This is a genomic window from Ruegeria sp. AM5, from assembly GCF_056540645.1.
Genome location: NZ_JBQFXC010000003.1, coordinates 241,195 through 260,417, shown reverse-complemented (window position 1 = coordinate 260,417; position 19,223 = coordinate 241,195). Strand labels below are relative to the sequence as shown.

Here is a 19,223-nt window from a genome sequence, read left to right as displayed (position 1 = left end):
ATGAGCGATCTGAACAAACTGGGCCTGGCCGAGGCCCGCGATGCGCTGCGTGCCAAAGAAGTAACATCCGTTGAACTGACCGAGGCCTGCCTCAAGGCGATAGACGACGCCGACGCACTGAACGCCTTTGTCCACAAAACACCCGAGATCGCGCTGGAGCGCGCCAAGGCGGCGGATGAGCGGATCAAAGGCGGCGACGCGCCTGCGATGTGCGGCCTGCCGATCGGTATCAAGGATCTGTTTTGCACTAAGGGCGTGCCCTCGCAAGCGGCCTCGAAAATTCTCGAGGGGTTCAAGCCCGAATACGAATCCACCGTGTCGCAACAATTGGCGGATGCTGGTGCTGTGATGCTGGGCAAGCTGAACATGGACGAGTTCGCGATGGGTTCGTCTAATGAAACATCCGTTTACGGCAATGCGGTCAGCCCGTGGCGGCGCGGCAATGACGATGCACAGCTGACACCCGGCGGCTCGTCCGGTGGCTCAGCCTCGGCTGTCTCGGCTGACCTGTGTCTGGCCGCGACCGGTACCGATACCGGCGGTTCGATCCGCCAGCCTGCTGCTTTTGTCGGTATCACCGGCATCAAGCCAACCTATGGTCGTTGCTCGCGCTGGGGCATTGTGGCCTTCGCCTCTTCTCTGGATCAGGCCGGTCCGATGACCAAGAACGTCCGAGACGCAGCGATCATGCTGGAAACCATGTGCGGTCATGACCCCAAGGATTCCACCAGCGCCGAGCTGGCCGTGCCAAATTTCGAGGCGATGCTGACCGGCGATATCAAAGGCAAGAAAATCGGTATCCCCAAGGAATACCGCATGGACGGCATGCCTGCCGAGATTGAAAAGCTTTGGGCCGATGGCACCGCTATGCTGAAAGACGCAGGCGCCGAAATCGTAGATATCTCGCTGCCGCATACCAAATACGCGCTGCCTGCCTATTACGTGATTGCTCCTGCCGAGGCGTCGTCGAACCTCGCCCGCTATGACGGTGTCCGTTATGGCCGCCGTGCACAGCTGGCTCAGGGCGATGGCATCACCGAGATGTACGAAAAGACCCGCGCCGAAGGCTTCGGCCATGAGGTCCAGCGCCGGGTGATGATCGGCACCTACGTGCTGTCTGCAGGCTTCTATGACGCCTACTACAACCGCGCCCGCAAGGTCCGCACCCTGATCAAGAAGGACTTCGAAGATGTCTTTGCCGCAGGCGTTGATGCGATCCTGACCCCGGCAACGCCGTCGGCCTCGTTCGGTCTGGGCGAGATGACCGAGGCTGATCCTGTTCAGATGTACCTGAACGATGTGTTCACCGTGACAGTGAACCTCGCAGGCCTGCCCGGTATTTCGGTTCCTGCTGGTCTGGACAAACAGGGCCTTCCGTTGGGTCTGCAGCTGATCGGCCGTCCGTGGGAGGAAGGCGATCTGCTCAACACCGCCTACGCGCTAGAGAGCGCGGCTGGGTTTGTGGCCAAGCCCGGAAAATGGTGGTAATCCTCAATCCTGACACGGCAATAAAGAACCGGAGCAGCCAAATGCGCAAATTGCTTCTGATCCCGGCCCTTGGGCTGATCGCGGCATGTGATACCGTTACCCCTGTTTCGGGTACCGGTTTCAATACGCCGGAATATCAGGCGCAGCGCGAGGCCGAACTGGCCGGGCAGGGTCTTGCCGGTAATCCGCTTGCACCACCCGAGGCGGTTTCCGAACAGCCGCTCTCGGCGCAGGGGGCTGTTGGTGCCGCACCAACAGGCGACGCCTCTGACATCGCCAACCAGACGGCCATTGCCTTGGCGAATACGTCGGGTCAAGAGACGCGCGTCGCGCCTCTGACTGCAACAAACAACCCAAGTATCTCTGATGAGCAGGATTTTAAGGCTGTCTCAAACCGTCGCAGTATCGATGCCGACGCCGCTCGTATCGAACAGAATCGGCAGTCTTACGAGGTCGTCGCCCCTACTGCCGTGCCCGAGCGCGGCTCTGACGGGCAACCCAATATCGTGCAATACGCCCTGAGCACTTCGAACCCCATCGGTACCCAGTTGTACAGCCGAGCCGGATTTAACCTGCAGGCCAAGGCACAGCGCAACTGCGCTCAGTTCGCCTCTCCTGATCAGGCGCAGATTGAGTTTCTGTCGAATGGTGGCCCCCAGCGTGACCGCAAAGGGCTGGATCCGGACGGCGACGGTTACGCCTGCGGCTGGGACCCCAGCCCGTTCCGCAGTGCCGTCAACAACTAAGCTCTCCCCCATCTGGCACCCATCGCCCAATTTCGGCCCCCGCCGGGATGGGCTGTCACCCGAGCTGATCGTGCTGCACTACACTGCAATGGAGAGCGCTGCTGCCGCGCTTGAACGTCTCTGCGATCCGGGTCCCGAGGTCTCCGCCCACTACCTGATCGGTCGCGACGGTGCGCTCTGGCAGCTTGTCCGAGAGGAAGATCGCGCTTGGCACGCCGGGGCAGGGGAGTGGCAAGGGCAAGCCGACATAAACTCCCGCTCGATCGGGATCGAGCTGGACAATGGCGGAGACCACCCGTTTGCCGAACCCCAAATGCGTGTATTGGAGCAGCTTTTGCCCGAACTCATGCAGCGTTGGACCATCGCGCCAGAGGGTGTGATCGGGCATTCCGACATGGCACCGGGCCGCAAGTCCGACCCCGGCCCTCGGTTCGACTGGCAAAGGCTGGAACACCAGCGCATTGCCGCTCGGCGTGGTACTGCCCTCGAACCGAACGTCAACTTCCGCGAGCTGGCGCAGAACCGGGGCTACACAGCGACAAGCGACGAGAAGACGCTCCTAAATTCCACACGCCTGCGCTATCGCCCGTGGGCCTCAGGCCCCTTGCACCTCGATGATCTCATAGCCCTCTGTCCGCTCCCAAAATCGACCTGATCCGCCCTTCATCTGGCCAAAAATATCTCGGGGATGAATTGGCCGTAGGCCAAGAAGGGGCTGGCCCCTTCACCACCCCAACCCCTCTTGACGCCATCACGCACAGAGCCTACCCAACCCACGCGCGGAGGGCCGGATGGTCGCTGGGGTCGTTAGGCCCGAGAGGAAAGTCCGGACTCCACAAGGCAACGGTGCCGGGTAACGCCCGGGCGGGGAAACCCGACGGAAAGCGCCACAGAAATCAGACCGCCACACACGTGTGGCAAGGGTGAAACGGTGGGGTAAGAGCCCACCGCGCCGCTGGCAACAGTGGCGGCACGGCAAGCCCCACCGGGAGCAATGCCGAATAGGGTCCCCGCGCGGGCCGGTCGGTGCAAACCGATACCGCCGCTAGGCACGCCTTGGCCGAGAGGGACCGGGTAGGCAGCTCGAGCCGCGCAGCAATGCACGGCCTAGAGGAATGGTCATCGAAGGGGGCAACCCTGGAACAGGATCCGGCTTACAGGCCCTCCGCGCATCTCCTGTTACCCGCCCGGAGGTGTGTAGGTGCCGCCAAGTGCTGCAGCTTTTTCGGCGACGGCAACAAATTCCTGCGCCGACCATGCGCGAACGGTCTCGATCCTCGAAACCGCACCCGTGCCCGCGACGGCCATGCCAATTGCCACAGCATCACTGCCTTCAGGCAGTTCGCTGATAACGACGACATCATTGCCTCCAGTGGTTATATAAAATGAGATCAGTCTGCCGCCTGCTTTCTCAAGCAAGACCTTGACGGGACCGGTGCGATCTTCCGGTTTTGCCAACATTCCTTTGACCCCATCTTGCGAATAAGACGCATAGGTAATGAAAACAGGCATATTTCTCTCCCTTGGTTGCAGTTTATTCGGAGCGCTAAAGCGGCCGACTCCTTGGCCGTGTCGCGTGCAGGATTGCGCGCAAACCGGAAAAGACCCGGCCAAATAGACAGCCGGGCGTTGCTATAGTTGTGAGCGGTGTTGTCTGCCGGAATTTACATCCAGCCCGGTATTACCTAAGTCCGCAAAACGGGCTTCGAAGGTTCCGGCGACACTATCACAGAATCGTGAGCGTTCCAAATCGACTGCTCTTGAAGCCGTGTCAGGAATTGTTCCCCCAACGCGGCGAATCCGGTTGACTTGGGCGCATGAGCGGTTAAAAGCGCACGCTCATAAGGATTCAACCGAAAGGCCCCTGCCTTTTCGGACGCAGGAGATAACCATGGCGAAGCCGACGACAATCAAGATCCGTCTGAACTCGACCGCGGGCACGGGCCACTTCTACGTGACCAAGAAGAACGCGCGCACCATGACCGAGAAAATGACCATTCGTAAATACGATCCGGTCGCTCGGAAGCATGTCGAGTACAAAGAAGGCAAGATCAAGTAATCTGCCCTCTGACATACTTTTTGAAGAAGGACTCTGCCATGCAGGGTCCTTTTTTGTATTGTTTTGGGGTATCTCTTGGTCGGCCTAAACCAAGCGGGGGCGTTGCAGGGGCGCATCAGAGGTTTGGGTGTTCTGAATCTCAGCGGCTTGCTTTTTCTAATCCCCTGCCGCTACGCTTCAGCAACCCTTTCCAAAATGTTGACCGCCATGAAAAAAATCTTGTTGCCCGCTCTTGCTGTTCTGACATTGTCAGCCTGCGAAGACCCCTTTAACCGCGAAGGTGTTGGTTTCACCGGGATTGATGGTGAACCGCGCACAGTGTCGGATGTAAAAGGCGCCGTAGCCTTTTTGCCGCCAGAAACCAACATCCCGGCGGAACTGGCCAAGCTACCAACGGTCCAGGTTACATCGGACAAAGCCGAGCTTGAAAAGATCGCGGGTGTCGCTATCGATAATGGCGGTCGCTCAGATGCGAATTCAGTTCAACTCACTGGCAGTGATACCAATCTGTACCTGAGCAATGTCAGTGTAAACGGTCAGTTGTTCGGCGTCCTGCGTACGGAAAACAACTCCACCAAAGTTGATACATCGGTGGGCTCGGCCTTTGGCGCTCAAACGGAACGCTTTACCGGATGTTTGCCCGCGGGTGATGTATACCGCAAAGGTTCGTCCGAGCGCAGTTCGGGTTTTGCAGTGCCACTGAACTGCCGTTAATTTAGCTTACACAATCTAAGTAAAAGCCCCCGCCATTGGCGGGGGCTTTCTAGTTTCAGTGTTTCTGCAAGTCTTACGAGGCACTGAACAAGGGCTCAAACCCAGCACCGGTCATTCAATCCATGTGACACACCGGGCGATGATCACGCGAGTTCAGAGGCCCCCGCCATCCGTTGGCATCCAAGCAAGCGCTGTGCGTGTTCTCTATTTCACCCCACCGCCAAAGAATAATCAGTGGTGAAACTCAGACCCGATCAGCAGTACTGTTTAACCTCAACTGATAGGAAGCAACGTTCATTGCTCTACCAATGCCTGCCCATTCTCGTCAAAGAAATGAAGTTTGTCGGTGGGAAAATGCAGGCCGATCTTTGCCCCAGGCTTTAGAGCGGTGTCCCCATTCAGGCGCACGGTAACCTTCTCTTCGGCGCCGCAATCCACGATCAGGAAGGTATCTGCCCCCAGATACTCAATCACCTCGATGATGCCATCACATTGCCCATCGCCCGATGACACAACATCGATGTGTTCGGGGCGAATGCCGAGTTTGCTTGCTACACCCGAGCGTGCGAAGTCGCCGCGTCTGCCATGTTCCAAAGTGTAGCCATCGTTCTGAGTCGTGCACGGCAATATGTTCATTTTGGGGCTGCCAATGAACTGTGCGACAAACAGATTGGCAGGGCGTTCGTAAAGTTCGCGGGGTGTGCCGACTTGCGCGATCTTGCCGTACTCAAGCACGACGATGCGGTCGGCCAATGTCATCGCTTCAACCTGATCGTGCGTCACGTAGATCATTGTGCGCTTTAGGTTCTGATGAAGTTTCGCGATTTCGTAACGCATTTCGACACGAAGCGCTGCATCAAGATTCGAGAGCGGTTCATCGAACAGAAACGCCGTCGGGTCGCGCACGATAGAACGACCAATTGCAACGCGCTGCCGCTGTCCACCGGACAGGTCCTTGGGGCGACGTTCCAGAAAAGGTCCCAGCTTGAGAACCTCGGCGGCTTTATTGACCTGCTCTGCTATCTCGGCCTTCGGAACACCCGCGACCTTAAGTGAGAACCCCATATTTTCGGCGACTGTCAAGTGGGGATAAAGCGCATAGGACTGGAACACCATCGTCAGACCCCGCTTGGAGGGTGGGTGATCCGTGACATCATTGCCGTTGATTAGTAGCGATCCGCGCGAGATATCTTCAAGCCCACCGATCATGCGAAGCAGGGTGGATTTTCCACAGCCCGATGGACCGACGAAGACGATGAATTCACCTTCATCAATCATTAGGTCAACGCCTTTGATGACCTGGGCCGAGCCAAACCACTTTTCGACGGATTTTAGTTCGATGCTGCCCATTAGTTCCTCCCTGCCCAATGCAGCCAAACTGCGGCTGTCCAGGTGAATGAATTCCCTCCGGCAGGGCTGCCGGTCAGTGGATCGTAGTATTCAGCGAAGCCGTTCGTTGCGATCAGCTGCGACGTTTTCTGGCGCAGTGCCTCGGCTTCTTCCAGGTGCCCCATATCCGCCAATCCAAACCCGATCAGCATATTCATGAACCCCCAAGTGGGACCCCTCCAGTACCTGCGTTGGTCGAAGTTGGGCATCGCGGGGTCATAGCTGGGAACTGGAAAGGGTACTTTTGCAAGCGTCGCCTGCAGGCGCTCCAGCATGTGCTGTGAATCAAGTCCCCCAAACCAGCAAAGATACGACGCGTTAGAGATGCTTCCGGCCCAATCACCAGTCAGCGCATCACGCGAGTCGAACGAGCTCAGCGTTTCGTTCCACAAAGATCGCGCGCCCGCTTCGAGCCTTTGAATGTCGCTACTTAGTCCATCCGCAGCAATTCCAAGCCTTTCGCTGATCTCCTGCAGATCGCGTGCGGCGCGCAGAGTGATAAATGTCATCGTCGGATCTGCGACTCGGAAGGGATTCAGGCTCAGCAACTTCTGTTGATCCCAGTCGGCCTGACAGCCGATCTGAACCAATTTGATATAGCGGTCATAGTCGTATTTGGTCGGTCGGTCTGCACTGTTGACGTGGCTTGTGTCACGGCGCTGGTAGTCTCCGACACCTGTGGGATCTACGCCCTCCATTGCCTTGTCCCAGTCCGGTGCATTGTCGCGACCAGCTTCCCACGGATGCGTGGTGCAGACCGCGCCGTTTTCGTCGAGTCGCCATCTCATGATCCAGCGATGCCACGCCAGCAGAGATGGGAAAAGCGCGCGAACGCGGTCCGCGCCTGCATCGCCATCTTTTTCCCAGATCTTCCGCGCCACAGTTGCAGCCACCGGGGGCTGAATGATGCCAGAGGACGGGATCGGCCCGTGGCCACCCCAGACATCCGGGCCGGGGTAATATCCGTCATCCTGTTTGTGGAACAGGATATGCGGCACCATTCCATCGTCCCACTGGCCCGAGAACAGTGTTTCAAGTTCCACCCAGGCTCGATCAATGTCGAACTCGGCAAAGCCAAGCGCCGCAATCGCGCTGTCCCAATTCCATTGATAGGGGTAAAGCCCTTCGGTCGGGATGGTGTAGCCGCCGCGATCATTGGCAACCAGAATGTTGCGCGCCTCGCGGTCGGGGTTTGTATGTTGGTTCATCTCAGTCATCCTTTGACGGACCCCGCAGTCAGGCCCTTAGTCATGAAACGTTCAAGTCCCAGGAACAGCGCCATGATCGGAACGGTGGCGATCACCGCACCCGCCATCAGGTGTTGTCGGGGAATCTCCGAGGAGTTCAGCATCGTGACGCCTCGGGTCAGGGTAAATTTCGAAGGGTCGTCCAGCAGCATGAAGGCCAGCAGGAACTCGTTCCAAGCGATCATAAAGACGTAGAGCGAGACCGACGCCAGCGCAGGCAGGCTAAGCGGCAGCGTAATCTTCCAAATCACTGCCAGCCGCGACAGCCCATCCATGAGACCGGCCTCTTCCACCTCAGTCGGCAAGCCACGGAAATAACCTTGCAGCATGTACAGCGCGACAGGGATTGTCGTGACCGGGTAGATCATCACGATGCCAAGTATCGAGTTGCGCAAGCCAGTCAGCGAGAACGCGATATAGATCGGCAGCGCCAGAACGATCATCGGCACCATGTAGATCAGCAGAATCGAGCGCGAGAACGCCTTTTGCCCTGAGAAACGGAACCGCGCCACCGCATAGGCTCCGGGGACGCTGAACAGCAGGGTGATAAAGACCGTCAGGACCGAGACGTAGAGCGAGGTCCAAAGATAGGTGCCGAAGTTGAAATCGCGAAACAGCTCGGTATAGCTGCGAAACAGCGCGGTGCCTTGTGATAGATCTACCGAGAAATCCAGCGGGTTCTGCAACAGGGCCTGTTGCGACTTCAGGCTGGTCATCACCATCACATAGAACGGGATGATCACGATCGCGGTAAAGAAGATGTAGCCAAAGCCCGTACAGAACCTGATCACGGCCTCTTCGTACTCATGACGGGTGAGCTCGCCGAACGGAGTCTCTTTCAGGATTGCGGCAACGGATAGGTGCATCACGACTGCCATCGCTACCACGGTGACCAGTATTGCCTGCAGGGATGTGTCAGAGCCGATCAGGACAGGCCCGACTCCGGTCAGGCAAGACAGGCCTAACAAGGCGGATACACCCAGTCGGGCCGGTGCGCGTTGCGCCGGGAAGCGGACATACACCAGACCGGCAACAGCCCCCCATATCAAGCAGAGCAAGACCTGTGGCCGGAACGCAGCCCCGGTCGAGAATGACATGGTGATGGCGACAGTAGTGGCGATCACCACCAGCCAGAGCGCGCCTAGAATCGGGGCGGTTATATACCCTTTGCGCATCACAAACCCTCCTCACGGCTGATGAAGCGGAAGAAGACGAAGCTGAAGGCGATCAGGCACATCAGGATCACAACGGCCACCGCTGCGCCTGCGCCGATGTTCGAAACCGCAAAGGCCTGTTCATAGACATTTACGGTCAGAGTACGGGTGCCGGCATTGCCGCCGGTCAGCAGGAAGATGTCGTCGAACTTGTTGAACGTCCAAATGAAACGCAGCAGGAACAGTACCGACAGGATGCCCAGCAGTTGCGGGATGCTCAGTAGCCAGAATTTCTGGAATGGTGAGGCTCCATCCATATCTGCTGCTTCATACATGCTGGAGTCGATTGATTGCATCCGCGCCAGAATGAACAGGAACGACAGCGGGAAATAGCGCCAGATCTCGAACACTGTCACCATGATAAGCGCCAAAGGGCGTTCCCCGAAGAAGTTGATCGGTTCACTGCTTAGTCCCATCTGCACCAACAATGCGTTGGCAGAACCCGAGAACGGGTCGAACAAGGTGACCCATGTGAAGGCCACAGCGATGACCGGCGCCACATAGGGGAACAGATAGAGGCCGCGTATGAACCCTTGTCCTTTGAAGCTTTTGTTCAGCAACAAGGCTGCAAACAGGCCCATCACCAAAGCTCCAATGGTGCCGACCACGGTGTAGAACAACGTAACCCACAGCACGCCCCAGAACTCGTCTCCATCAAAGACACGGGCGTAGTTTTCCAGACTGAATTCAAGGTTGGTCAGGACGCTGGGTCCGCTCCCGGTCACGCCGGGCTCTGATCCTTCGAGCAGCTCTTCGAAAGCGTCCGGATCTCCGTCCAATGTGACCGGAATACGGATGCGTTCGCGTTGACCGCCTTCCAGTGTGCCGAAATCGCAGAACAGGTTTTGCCCGTCCAGAACACAGGGACTTGCAACTTCGCGCGCCGTCACGCCGTCCGGTAGAACATCTGTCAGGGTGACGCCGACAACGGCGATGTCCTGACTTGAGTTGCGGACGCGGTATTCAATCCGCAGATCCTCGCCAGATCCGCGCAAGCTTTCACGCACCACAGGTGCAGGCGGACGAAGGTCAGACAGGGTGAAGGGCTTGAAGCTGATCCAAAAGATCGCCAGCAAGGGCAGGATCACCACAAGCGATACACTGATCACTGTCGGAGCCAGCAGCGTCCAGGCCAGACGCGCCTCGCGTTTGGCTAGCGCCCCGGTTCCGGTCGGTGGGGTGGCCGAAGACATGGGATACCTCGAAGGGTTGGGTGCAGCGGCGTAATCGCCGCTGCATGTGTCACAAGGTTACTGAACCTTCGCGAGCTCGTCGTTCATTGCGGCCACTGCAGCGGCGGCATCGATTTCATCGTCGATATATTGGCGCACGACCCGGTTAATTGCCTGGCTGTTGATCATTTTGGACGCCAAAGCCAGCTGGCCTTCAGCAACGCCCCAGCGCTGCGCCACGTCCAGACCGCCGACGATCTCATCGATCATCGCCTGATCATACAGCTCGCCCAACGGGGCTTTGCGGTCCACGCCAACAGGCAGCTCTGCCCATGCTTCCGAGAACGCGGTCGGGTTGTCAGCATTACCGCGACGGACCGGGAACTTGCCCTCGGGTGCGATGGCCAGTGTTTGAGTATAGCCGTCATCCATGGCGAATTTCACGAACTCCATCGCCGCGTCGGTGTCGGCGTCGTTGGTGATGCCAAAGTAACGAACGTCACCCCAAGCCGCGCCATCTGGGTTCGATGGGCCCGAGAAGTTAGTGACGATACCAGTCTTCGAGGCCAGATCGCGTGAGGTCGGATCATCGTTGATCGTCGGCGGGGCGCTGTCGCGCAGACCGGCCAGTTCGTCAAGGATGAAGGGCGACCAGATGATCATCGCTGCTTTGCCATCAAAATACAGCTCGCGCGATTGTTTCCAGAATAGCTCACCCGGGGGCGAGGCTTTCGAGATCGCCTTGTAGAAATCCAATACCTCTATGGTCTTGGCTTCATCCAGCGGCTGGAATCCGTCCGCGCCAACAGGGGTCACGCCATTGGCGAGGAACACATGTTCCAAAACCTGACTCATGAAGTTTTCATCAACTTTGGTTGCAGCAACGAAACCGTACATCTCGGGCGGGTTGTGCAACTGCTCCAGCGCAGCAACGACGTTGGCGAATGAGTTCGGGGCCTCAAGGCCCGCTTCATCAAACAGGTCTTTGCGGTAGACAACCATTTGGGTCCATCCATCGACCGGTACCGACGCGGTTTCGTCATTGAACGCCGCCATACCAAGCGCGCCGGGGGCGAAGGTGTCGGCGCCCAGTTCTTCGATCACTTCGGTGGCGGCTTCGGTATCCAGAATGCCCGCTTCGGCCCATGGCAGGGCATATTGCAGCGGATGATAGACCACATCTGGCAGGTCTCCGGCGGCAAATGCTGCTGTGGCGCGTGTACCCAGATCACTTTCGGTGACCGGGATAACCTCGACCGTGGTGCCGGTTTCAGCCTTGAACTGGTCAGCCATTTCCTGTTGCTTGGCCAGCCGCTCGGGCTGTTCTTCGGTGGTCCAGAAGCGGATCGTATCCGCCTGAGCGGACATCGCCGCCAATACTAGCGCAAGCGATGTTCCAAGCATCATTCGCGATGCTACAGGTGCAAGTTTCATAGTCGGTTTCCTCCCCGGTTATGATCTTTTGAAAGTTGAATTTTTCGGGCCAGTTCCTCGGCTGTAACGCTTGGTGGCCCGTCGGAATTGCGTTCGATCAGAACGGCCTCACCAATCTCACGCAGATCTGCGGGCGCTTCACCGCGAGTCTGACTGATCAGCATCGTCGCAAGGCGTTCTCCTGCCCGCTTAGAATCGACGCTGAACGTGGTAAGACCAGGGCTGACATATTGGCATTCAGGGATGCCGTCATATCCCAGAATTGATACATCTTGCCCGACCTCGAGGCCCAGTTCTGTACAGACCGAGTAACACCCCAGCGCAGCCAGATCCGTTGCAAATACTATTGCAGTAGGTGGGTGATTCAGCGTCAAAAGCGCGCGTGCCTCAACCGCACCCTCCTCGCGCGTACGAGCACCTTCCCGGATCAACTCGGGATCGGCAGGCAAGGCCGCGATCTTGAGACCTTCAAGATAACCGTCACGGCGCAGATGGCTGTAGTTGAATTTCGGATCGCTACCGACATATCCGATACGCGTATGGCCAAAATCGACGAGCCGACCAACCGCATCACGGGTTGCAGATTCACCCGAAATGTCGAACCAGGATGTCTCATCCTGCCAGTCCGCCTGCCCATACCCCGTGCGGCCATACATGATGAAGGGAACCTTCAACTCTTGCAGGTATTTCACCCTCGCATCGTCGACCTCGGTCCGGGGCAGAATGAATCCATCGGCTTTGCGCTCTTCGACAAGCCGCCCCAATACATCAAGCATATCTTTTTCGGACTTCGCCGTAGAAATCGTCATCGTCCAGTCGGATGCGCTCGCCGCTTCGCATGCTCCGGCCAGAAAATCCTGAAGAAATGGATTATGCCGGTCTGGTTCTTCGCTGTTGATGACCATGGCAATGGCGCGCACCCGCCCGGTTCGTATCGCCTGCGCATGGCTGAGTGGGCGATAGCCCATCTTTCGCGCCGTGGTTTCAACGCGCTTTCTCGTGGATTCCGAGATGTCGGTATATCCATTCAGGGCGCGGGACACCGTGCTCTTAGAAAGCCCAAGATGATCGGCCAATTGATCCAGTTTTACCCTGCCGGGGCCAGAATGACTCCGGGGGCGAGACTGCGGTTGCTGGAGAGTTGGATTCGTCATCATTCTTCTATTTGTTTTCTCCGAAACCGGTTTCGGCAATCAAAATTATGAAATTCTTTGATTGGATCGACCAAGTACACGAACGTTCCAATGGCGAAAGGCGCTGATGAACGCATATGCAAACTTGCAAACGCGGCTTTCAGAGTGGTGCAAAATTAGGGTTGCGCCAACATGGTTGACTGCCGACTGCTACAGTAACTGCAGGCTGATCATTGTTCGCGGAGCTTTGATGGGAATCGGTGAATTGAGCATGAGGACTATGCGTAAATACGGGCGACTATCCGGCTATGAGGGCGTGTAAAATTTGTGGAGGCAAAATAAACTGGTCGGAACATCATGCGAATTCACCAAGGCTTGGTATTGGCTTTTGAAGAGCAACATAAAAAAAGCCCCGCTTAGCAAAGTGCCAAGCGGGGCTTTCTGTATTCTGTTGGAAGCGGTTTTATTCTCTGTTGCCCAGTAGTTGCAGCAGGAACATGAACATGTTGATGAAGTCCAGATACAGGTTCAAAGCACCCATGATCGCCGCTTTGCCAAGCCATTCCTGATCGCCCGCATGAGCCATCTGCAGATAGGTGGTTTTGATCTTCTGCGTGTCATAGGCGGTCAGGCCGGCAAAGATCAGCACACCCAGGATCGACACTGCGAACATGATCGCTGGTGATTGCAGGAAGATGTTGATGACCATCGCAACGATCAGGCCAATCACACCCATCATCAGGAAGGTGCCCATGCCCGAAAGGTCTTTCTTGGTCACATAACCGTACAGCGAAAGACCTGCAAACGCGATCGAAGTCACCAGGAACACCTGCGCGATCGAAATGCCGGTGAATGCTACGAAAATCCAGCTCAGCGACAGGCCCATGACGGCTGCAAATGCATAGAAAAACAGCTGTGCGCCAGATGCAGACAGCCGGTTGATCGCAGCGCCAAAGCCAAACACCATCGCCAAAGGTGCAAACATCACGATCCAGCCCAGGATATTGGGGCTCAGCGTGACCGGATCACGGAAGATCGACAGCAGTTGCGGGCTCGAGCCCACGGCCCATGCCACGGCAAATGTGATCAGCATGCCTACGGACATCGTGCCGTAGACTTTGTTCATATGGGCGCGCAGGCCCTCGTCTATCTCGGCAGCGCGCGCGCCGGACGCCGTCCGGATCGTGTCGAATTGTGCCATATAGGGGTCTCCCTTCAATATTCTGTTCGCAGCCCACGGATGCGAGCCGGTTTCCCGGTAAATATCGGAGAGTGTGGCCCTCGTTTCAAGGGTTTTAAGCCTGAAACTCAGCAAAACTGTCGGCAATTTTTGCAACTGTCGCCAAAAAACCGGCGGCTTGGTCGCCAAATCCCTCAAGCCGCCGGTATTTTCGAATTAATACAGATGTTTGTGCCAGCTGTCGGGCGCGTCCCAGAACGGGCGCTCTGCTTCGTTACGCGCGTCTTTGCGTGAAACGCCGATGTCATTCAGTGCATCATCATCAAGCTGGGCGAGTTCGCGACGCTGACTAGCGAGGTTAAACAGGTCAAGTATCCGAGCACCAATCGCCTTACGCTTGATGCGACGAGGGGTTGAGATGGCTATATGGGTCATAATCATTGCCCTTTCCTGATTGTTTGATGAAACTTAGCGCTTCAATCAATTTCCTTGATCTATATGGAGCAGTCTGACATATTTTGGAAATGAATGTTTATGACGAGTCTCATAAGGAATCTTGAACATGCGAAATTTGGACATCACTACATTGCGGTCTTTCGTAGCTGTTGCTGATCATGGTGGCGTGACGCGTGCCGCTGGATTTCTTCACCTCACGCAATCTGCGGTCTCTATGCAGCTAAAACGGCTGGAAGAGCTTTTGGGCCTGGAATTACTGGATCGATCCGGTCGAACCATCGCGCTAACGGCGTCCGGAGAGCAGTTGCTGGCTTATGCGCGGCGGATGATTGCGTTGAATGATGAGGTAATCGGGCGGCTGACGGATCAGGCGTTTGAGGGCGAGGTCGTGCTAGGCGTACCTCATGACGTCGTTCATCCGTTCATCCCGCGCGTGTTGAAGCGTTTCAATGCCAGCTTTCCTCGGGTCAGCGTAAACTTGGTCACTTCCAACACGCGGCACTTGAAAGAAGAGTTCGCACGCGGAAGCTTCGATCTGATTGTGACTACGGAATCGGGTGCGGGCGAAGGTGCCGAAACCCTGCACCATATGCCTTTGCGTTGGGTTGGCGCGCTGAACGGATCTGCCTGGCGCCAAAAGCCTTTGCGGCTGGGGTTTTGCCGGAATTGCATTTTTCGCCCAGTCGCGACAGCGGCGCTGGATGATGCGGGAATCGAATGGGATATGAGCATCGACAGCGATTCCGACCGCACCGTTGAAGCCACCGTCAGCGCTGATCTGGCTGTGGGAGTTTTGCTGGAAGGCACCCAGCCCAGCCATCAGGAACTGATTGACCATGCCGGGGTTCTGCCGGATTTGCCTGTGCAGTTCATCAACCTCTATGGTGCCGAGCGGGTACGTGAGGAATACGTATCAGAGCTTGCGAACCTACTGCGCCAAAATTTCAATCATCCAACGGCGCAGCCGCTTAAAGTGGCGAGTTGATGCGGATCACCACCTTGCCAGTGGATTTGCGATCGCGCAGCAGTTCCAAACCTTTTGCTGCATCCTGCAAGGGCAGGACGTGGCTGATATGAGGCTTTATCCGGCCCTCAGAATGCCAGCGGAACAAGGTGCTGAAGCTGTCGCGCACGATCTCGGGTCTGAAATTCAGATAGCCGCCGATATATACGCCGATCACGGTCAGGTTCTTGACCAATAGATGGTTGGCCGGGATCTGGGGCACCTCACCTCCGGCAAATCCGATCGGTAACAAGCGGCCTTCCGGGTTGGTCGCGCGGAAGGCGGCCTTGAAGACATCTCCACCAATCGCATCGTAGACCACGTCAGCACCACCCAGAGCGAGAACGCGGTCGCGCAGGTCTTCGCTTGCGTCAAGCAGATGGTCTGCACCAGCTTTTTGTGCCACGGCCAATTTGTCCTGCCCGCGGGCTTGGGCGATGACTGTCGCACCCATCAGTTTTCCGATTTCAACTGCGGTCAATCCCACGCCACCGGCAGCACCGGTGACCAGTAGGGTCTCGCCCGGTTGCAGTCGCGCCCGGTGCGCAAGAGCAATATGGCTGGTGCCATAGGCAATTTGGATCGCGGCCGCGTCTTCGAAACTCATGGAATCTGGAAGGGGAATTGCCCGGTCCGCATCAAAAACGCCTGATTCGGCCAGGCCGCCTTGACCTGAATAGACTGCAACACGATCGCCCAACTTCAAATGCGTAGCATTGTTTCCAATTTCGGTGACAATCCCTGCAATCTCCATGCCCAGCGTAAACGGTGCTTCGGGGGTGTCTTGATACGTTCCTTTCTGCATCAGAAGGTCTGCAAAGTTCAGGCCGCAGGCGCGGATTGCGATACGAACTTGGTTCTCTTGCAGCGGTGCTTCGCGTGTTTCGCATAGCTGAGCGGGTGCCCCTTTGGTCTCGATACGAAATGCCTGCATCATTGGTCTCCGCTCTTTTGTCGCCATAGGCCGTTTGGCTTGACCGTTTGTCAATTCCATTCGCAATCTTCACAGCGTTAAACTGAATAGGGTGGATCAACTGTTTCCCATTTAGAAACTATCAATCTCTATGTCGGTCGCACAACCACAAACCACTGTCCGAATTCTCTGATTCAACCAGCTTGAAAAAATAACTTATTGCGGCAATATTACCTTATGGTGCTGTTCGGGGGGCACGATCCGAATTAGGGAGTTCTTAAGCAGCGACCCGCTAACTAAGCGGTGATGGCTGCTGTCGCGGTTTCCCGGACAGGTTTTTGAGTAAAGGAGACTACCAATGACCCATCACGTCGATGTCCATGTGGGCAAACGCGTCCGGCATCGCCGCTGGCTGATTGGCATGACTCAACAGCAGTTGGCGCAGCAAGTTGGTATCAAGTTTCAACAAATCCAAAAATACGAAACAGGGGCCAACCGGATAAGCGCATCGCGTTTGTGGGACATTGCCGAAGCATTGGACGTTCCCGTCAGCTTTTTCTTCGAAGGCCTTGAAGAGACTCAGAAGTCGGATGCGGACAAGAAATCGGTTCCTGCAGATCTGATGGGTGACAAAGAGGCGCTCGATCTTGTTCGCTCGTATTATGCGATACCGGAAAATCAGCGTCGCCGCCTGTTTGAACTGGCGCGTGTGCTGAGCGACGTCGCCTGATACAATCGCTTGACTTCGCGGGGTGTCGGGCGCACGGGTAATCCATGCAAAACACCCAACAAAGTGATCTAGAGATTGCCGAAGAAATGGCCGACGCGGCGCGGGCGGCCATTCTTCCGTTTTTCCGCCAATCTAACCTGAAGACAGACAACAAACTCGATGCCGGTTTTGATCCGGTGACAGCCGCTGATCGCGAAGCAGAAAAAGCAATGCGTAGGGTGCTGGCTGATCACCGGCCTGAGGACGGTATCCTGGGGGAAGAGTTCGGTCATTCCGAGGGAACTACCGGACGAGTTTGGGTGCTGGACCCAATTGATGGCACGCGCGGTTTCATAAGTGGTACACCCACATGGGGTGTTCTGATTGCCCTGAGCGATGCGACTGGACCGAAGCTTGGCGTAATCGATCAGCCCTATATCGGTGAACGCTTTATCGGAGATAAAGAGCACGCCTTTGTCAAAGGCCCTATGGGGCGCACAGAACTTGGGACGCGTGACACTCGATCTCTGGACCAGGCGATCATCTTCACCACTTTCCCGGAGGTTGGCAGCGCGGTCGAGGCCGCCGCCTTCAAGGCGGTTTCTCAGAAAACGAAGCTGACACGCTATGGGATGGATTGTTATGCCTACGCGTTGCTCGCTGCAGGTCAAACCGATCTAGTGGTCGAGGCCGGATTGAATTCCTACGATATCCAGGCCCCAATCGCGGTGATCGAGGCCGCGGGTGGTATTGTGACGGATTGGCAGGGCAATCCAGCTCATAATGGTGGGCGTGCGCTCGCTGCAGCCAATACTGAGATTCATGCGGCAGCGCTAGAAATTCTGAAGCAATACTAAACGGGTTGCCGACCCTTCTTTGCGACTTTAAACTGATCACGGCTGGTTCTTACGCCCGTTTTCCACCAGCCCATTACTCCATGCATGAGACGGGCAGTATGCGGGAGTGCGAAAATGACAGAATTTCTGATCCGTAACGCCGATATGATCCTGACGATGGGTGATGATCGGCAAGAGCTTGCAGGCGCTGATCTGCTGGTTCGGGATGGTAAGATTGCCCAGATTGGCCAGCGCCTTACGAGCGATGGCGAAATACATGATGCCACTGGGTGTGTTGTGACCCCCGGTCTGGTGAACACCCATCACCATCTCTACCAAACGCTCACCCGCGCGGTTCCCGGCGGGCAGGACGCTTTGCTGTTTGGTTGGTTGCGAACGCTCTATCCCATCTGGTCCCGCTTTGGTCCTGACGAGATGTTTATATCTGCCCAGATCGGATTGGCCGAGATGGCACTGTCCGGCTGCTCGCTTAGCTCTGACCACCTTTACCTATATCCCAATGGCGCGCGGCTTGAACACACGATCCATGCAGCGTCAGAGCTGGGGCTGCGTTTTCATCCCACGCGTGGAGCTATGAGCATTGGCGAAAGTGATGGTGGACTGCCTCCTGATGCTTTGGTCGAATCCGAGCAGGCTATTCTGGAGGATATGATCCGCGTAGTAGATGCCTATCACGACCCATCTGAGGGTTCGATGTGTCGCGTTGGTTTGGCGCCATGTTCGCCGTTCTCGGTTAGTCGGGACCTGATGCGCGATGCCGCGCTTTTAGCGCGCGACAAAGGTGTGATGCTGCACACCCATTTGGCGGAGAACGATGAGGATATAGCCTATTCTCAAGATCAGTTCGGCTGTAGACCCGGCCAATACGCCGAAGAATTGGGCTGGACCGGTTCGGATGTCTGGCACGCTCATTGTGTCAAGCTGGATGGCGCCGAGATTGACCTGTTTGCACGTAGCCGAACCGGCGTTGCGCACTGTCCATGTTCCAATTGTCGTCTTGGTTCAGGTATCGCGCCAGTCCGAAAAATGCGTGATCAAGGCGTGCCAGTCGGGTTGGGTGTGGATGGATCAGCCAGCAACGACAGCGGCAATCTGATGGCCGAGGCGCGCCAGTCCATGCTGCTGCAACGAGTCGCAAACGGCGCTGACGCCATGTCGGCCCGTGAGGCGCTTGAGATCGCCACCCGAGGCGGGGCGGATGTGTTGGATCGGCCCGATTGCGGCCGGCTTATGCCCGGTAAACGAGCTGATATTGCCATTTGGGACGTGCAAGGAATTGAAAGTGCAGGCAGTTGGGACCCCGCTGCGCTCCTTCTGGCCGGACCAACGCGTGTCAAACACCTCTTTGTCGAGGGACGCCAGATTGTTCGTAACAGTCAGATCGCCACGATCGACCTGCCAAGGGTCATAGAAACCCAGAATCGTCTGGCACGCGCGCTGGCAGAATAGCGGATCCGCTCTTCATCTGGCTAATAATACCTCCGCCGGAGGCATGGGCCATAGGCCCAT

19 protein-coding genes and 1 other RNA gene are annotated in these 19,223 nt (G+C 56.7%); 10 read left to right on the top strand and 10 right to left on the bottom strand.

Annotated elements, in window-relative coordinates; all coding sequences use genetic code 11:
* The 4 genes from gatA to rnpB all read left to right on the top strand — a co-directional run bounded on the left by gatA (nt 1) and on the right by rnpB (nt 3,407).
* A complete protein-coding gene (gatA, locus tag ACR0AH_RS10880) occupies nt 1-1,488 on the top strand; it encodes an Asp-tRNA(Asn)/Glu-tRNA(Gln) amidotransferase subunit GatA (RefSeq protein WP_480591927.1) in 1,488 nt (495 codons plus the stop codon).
* 41 nt (nt 1,489-1,529) lie between these two features.
* Nucleotides 1,530-2,234, top strand: coding sequence for a hypothetical protein (locus ACR0AH_RS10875; RefSeq protein ID WP_170732965.1), 705 nt, complete (start codon nt 1,530-1,532; stop codon nt 2,232-2,234).
* The gene (locus tag ACR0AH_RS10870; protein WP_480439162.1) at nt 2,218-2,889 is read left to right on the top strand and encodes an N-acetylmuramoyl-L-alanine amidase; all 672 of its coding nucleotides are present in this window, start codon (nt 2,218-2,220) and stop codon (nt 2,887-2,889) included. The genes ACR0AH_RS10875 and ACR0AH_RS10870 overlap by 17 nt, the downstream gene beginning before the upstream one ends.
* Nucleotides 2,890-3,013: 124 nt before the next feature.
* Nucleotides 3,014-3,407, top strand: an RNA gene (rnpB, locus tag ACR0AH_RS10865) — RNase P RNA component class A.
* A gap of 6 nt (nt 3,408-3,413) precedes the next feature.
* Here the strand turns inward: rnpB and ACR0AH_RS10860 are convergent.
* Nucleotides 3,414-3,746, bottom strand: a complete 333-nt coding sequence (locus tag ACR0AH_RS10860) for a GYD domain-containing protein (protein ID WP_170732963.1) — start codon at nt 3,744-3,746, stop codon at nt 3,414-3,416.
* 379 nt (nt 3,747-4,125) lie between these two features.
* Here ACR0AH_RS10860 and rpmG point away from each other — a divergent pair, with 379 nt between their 5' ends.
* On the top strand, nt 4,126-4,293 hold the full coding sequence (gene rpmG / locus ACR0AH_RS10855) for a 50S ribosomal protein L33 (RefSeq protein ID WP_010441901.1): 168 nt from the start codon (nt 4,126-4,128) through the stop codon (nt 4,291-4,293).
* 207 nt (nt 4,294-4,500) lie between these two features.
* Nucleotides 4,501-5,007 (top strand): membrane lipoprotein lipid attachment site-containing protein, encoded by a 507-nt coding sequence (locus ACR0AH_RS10850; protein ID WP_170392214.1) that lies wholly within the window; start codon nt 4,501-4,503, stop codon nt 5,005-5,007.
* A gap of 294 nt (nt 5,008-5,301) precedes the next feature.
* Here the strand turns inward: ACR0AH_RS10850 and ACR0AH_RS10845 are convergent, their stop codons facing one another.
* From ACR0AH_RS10845 to ACR0AH_RS10810, 8 genes are all read right to left on the bottom strand, one after another.
* Nucleotides 5,302-6,357, bottom strand: coding sequence for an ABC transporter ATP-binding protein (locus ACR0AH_RS10845; protein ID WP_480591925.1), 1,056 nt, complete (start codon nt 6,355-6,357; stop codon nt 5,302-5,304).
* Nucleotides 6,357-7,604, bottom strand: coding sequence for an MGH1-like glycoside hydrolase domain-containing protein (locus tag ACR0AH_RS10840; protein WP_480591923.1), 1,248 nt, complete (start codon nt 7,602-7,604; stop codon nt 6,357-6,359). Before ACR0AH_RS10840 ends, ACR0AH_RS10845 begins: the two co-directional genes overlap by 1 nt.
* A 5-nt stretch (nt 7,605-7,609) precedes the next feature.
* Nucleotides 7,610-8,818 (bottom strand): carbohydrate ABC transporter permease, encoded by a 1,209-nt coding sequence (locus ACR0AH_RS10835; RefSeq protein WP_170512414.1) that lies wholly within the window; start codon nt 8,816-8,818, stop codon nt 7,610-7,612.
* Complete coding sequence (locus tag ACR0AH_RS10830) at nt 8,818-10,050, bottom strand: carbohydrate ABC transporter permease (RefSeq protein WP_170512378.1); 1,233 nt, start codon at nt 10,048-10,050, stop codon at nt 8,818-8,820. Before ACR0AH_RS10830 ends, ACR0AH_RS10835 begins: the two co-directional genes overlap by 1 nt.
* A 57-nt stretch (nt 10,051-10,107) precedes the next feature.
* Nucleotides 10,108-11,463: an extracellular solute-binding protein gene (locus ACR0AH_RS10825; RefSeq protein WP_170625244.1), complete on the bottom strand. Its 1,356-nt coding sequence runs from the start codon at nt 11,461-11,463 to the stop codon at nt 10,108-10,110.
* Complete coding sequence (locus ACR0AH_RS10820; RefSeq protein WP_170733103.1) at nt 11,460-12,617, bottom strand: LacI family DNA-binding transcriptional regulator; 1,158 nt, start codon at nt 12,615-12,617, stop codon at nt 11,460-11,462. The genes ACR0AH_RS10825 and ACR0AH_RS10820 overlap by 4 nt, the downstream gene beginning before the upstream one ends.
* A gap of 442 nt (nt 12,618-13,059) precedes the next feature.
* A complete protein-coding gene (locus tag ACR0AH_RS10815; protein WP_010441904.1) occupies nt 13,060-13,797 on the bottom strand; it encodes a Bax inhibitor-1/YccA family protein in 738 nt (245 codons plus the stop codon).
* Between the two features lie 195 nt (nt 13,798-13,992).
* Entirely contained in the window at nt 13,993-14,211 is a 219-nt protein-coding gene (locus ACR0AH_RS10810; protein WP_480591922.1) for a DUF1127 domain-containing protein, read from the bottom strand.
* 127 nt (nt 14,212-14,338) lie between these two features.
* Here ACR0AH_RS10810 and ACR0AH_RS10805 point away from each other — a divergent pair, with 127 nt between their 5' ends.
* Nucleotides 14,339-15,217, top strand: a complete 879-nt coding sequence (locus ACR0AH_RS10805) for a LysR family transcriptional regulator (protein ID WP_170392200.1) — start codon at nt 14,339-14,341, stop codon at nt 15,215-15,217.
* Here the strand turns inward: ACR0AH_RS10805 and ACR0AH_RS10800 are convergent.
* The gene (locus tag ACR0AH_RS10800) at nt 15,201-16,169 is read right to left on the bottom strand and encodes an NADPH:quinone oxidoreductase family protein (protein WP_480567255.1); all 969 of its coding nucleotides are present in this window, start codon (nt 16,167-16,169) and stop codon (nt 15,201-15,203) included. The two genes, ACR0AH_RS10805 and ACR0AH_RS10800, sit on opposite strands and share 17 nt — an antisense overlap.
* Nucleotides 16,170-16,506: 337 nt before the next feature.
* Between ACR0AH_RS10800 and ACR0AH_RS10795 the strand changes: the two genes are divergently transcribed.
* From ACR0AH_RS10795 to ACR0AH_RS10785, 3 genes are all read left to right on the top strand, one after another.
* Nucleotides 16,507-16,878: a helix-turn-helix domain-containing protein gene (locus ACR0AH_RS10795; RefSeq protein ID WP_170588513.1), complete on the top strand. Its 372-nt coding sequence runs from the start codon at nt 16,507-16,509 to the stop codon at nt 16,876-16,878.
* A 44-nt stretch (nt 16,879-16,922) separates the two neighbouring features.
* Entirely contained in the window at nt 16,923-17,714 is a 792-nt protein-coding gene (hisN, locus tag ACR0AH_RS10790) for a histidinol-phosphatase (protein ID WP_480591920.1), read from the top strand.
* A gap of 114 nt (nt 17,715-17,828) precedes the next feature.
* On the top strand, nt 17,829-19,163 hold the full coding sequence (locus tag ACR0AH_RS10785; RefSeq protein ID WP_480591919.1) for an 8-oxoguanine deaminase: 1,335 nt from the start codon (nt 17,829-17,831) through the stop codon (nt 19,161-19,163).
* Nucleotides 19,164-19,223: the final 60 nt, after the last annotated feature.

What these genes read in the sequence shown, in the direction of transcription:
- gatA (WP_480591927.1), top strand. Translation starts at nt 1, where the DNA reads ATGAGCGATCTGAACAAACTGGGCCTGGCCGAGGCCCGCGATGCGCTG.
- ACR0AH_RS10875 (WP_170732965.1), top strand. Translation starts at nt 1,530, where the DNA reads ATGCGCAAATTGCTTCTGATCCCGGCCCTTGGGCTGATCGCGGCATGT.
- ACR0AH_RS10860 (WP_170732963.1), bottom strand. Translation starts at nt 3,746, where the DNA reads ATGCCTGTTTTCATTACCTATGCGTCTTATTCGCAAGATGGGGTCAAA.
- rpmG (WP_010441901.1), top strand. Translation starts at nt 4,126, where the DNA reads ATGGCGAAGCCGACGACAATCAAGATCCGTCTGAACTCGACCGCGGGC.
- ACR0AH_RS10850 (WP_170392214.1), top strand. Translation starts at nt 4,501, where the DNA reads ATGAAAAAAATCTTGTTGCCCGCTCTTGCTGTTCTGACATTGTCAGCC.
- ACR0AH_RS10845 (WP_480591925.1), bottom strand. Translation starts at nt 6,357, where the DNA reads ATGGGCAGCATCGAACTAAAATCCGTCGAAAAGTGGTTTGGCTCGGCC.
- ACR0AH_RS10840 (WP_480591923.1), bottom strand. Translation starts at nt 7,604, where the DNA reads ATGAACCAACATACAAACCCCGACCGCGAGGCGCGCAACATTCTGGTT.
- ACR0AH_RS10835 (WP_170512414.1), bottom strand. Translation starts at nt 8,818, where the DNA reads ATGCGCAAAGGGTATATAACCGCCCCGATTCTAGGCGCGCTCTGGCTG.
- ACR0AH_RS10830 (WP_170512378.1), bottom strand. Translation starts at nt 10,050, where the DNA reads ATGTCTTCGGCCACCCCACCGACCGGAACCGGGGCGCTAGCCAAACGC.
- ACR0AH_RS10825 (WP_170625244.1), bottom strand. Translation starts at nt 11,463, where the DNA reads ATGAAACTTGCACCTGTAGCATCGCGAATGATGCTTGGAACATCGCTT.
- ACR0AH_RS10820 (WP_170733103.1), bottom strand. Translation starts at nt 12,617, where the DNA reads ATGACGAATCCAACTCTCCAGCAACCGCAGTCTCGCCCCCGGAGTCAT.
- ACR0AH_RS10815 (WP_010441904.1), bottom strand. Translation starts at nt 13,797, where the DNA reads ATGGCACAATTCGACACGATCCGGACGGCGTCCGGCGCGCGCGCTGCC.
- ACR0AH_RS10810 (WP_480591922.1), bottom strand. Translation starts at nt 14,211, where the DNA reads ATGACCCATATAGCCATCTCAACCCCTCGTCGCATCAAGCGTAAGGCG.
- ACR0AH_RS10805 (WP_170392200.1), top strand. Translation starts at nt 14,339, where the DNA reads ATGCGAAATTTGGACATCACTACATTGCGGTCTTTCGTAGCTGTTGCT.
- ACR0AH_RS10800 (WP_480567255.1), bottom strand. Translation starts at nt 16,169, where the DNA reads ATGCAGGCATTTCGTATCGAGACCAAAGGGGCACCCGCTCAGCTATGC.
- ACR0AH_RS10795 (WP_170588513.1), top strand. Translation starts at nt 16,507, where the DNA reads ATGACCCATCACGTCGATGTCCATGTGGGCAAACGCGTCCGGCATCGC.
- hisN (WP_480591920.1), top strand. Translation starts at nt 16,923, where the DNA reads ATGCAAAACACCCAACAAAGTGATCTAGAGATTGCCGAAGAAATGGCC.
- ACR0AH_RS10785 (WP_480591919.1), top strand. Translation starts at nt 17,829, where the DNA reads ATGACAGAATTTCTGATCCGTAACGCCGATATGATCCTGACGATGGGT.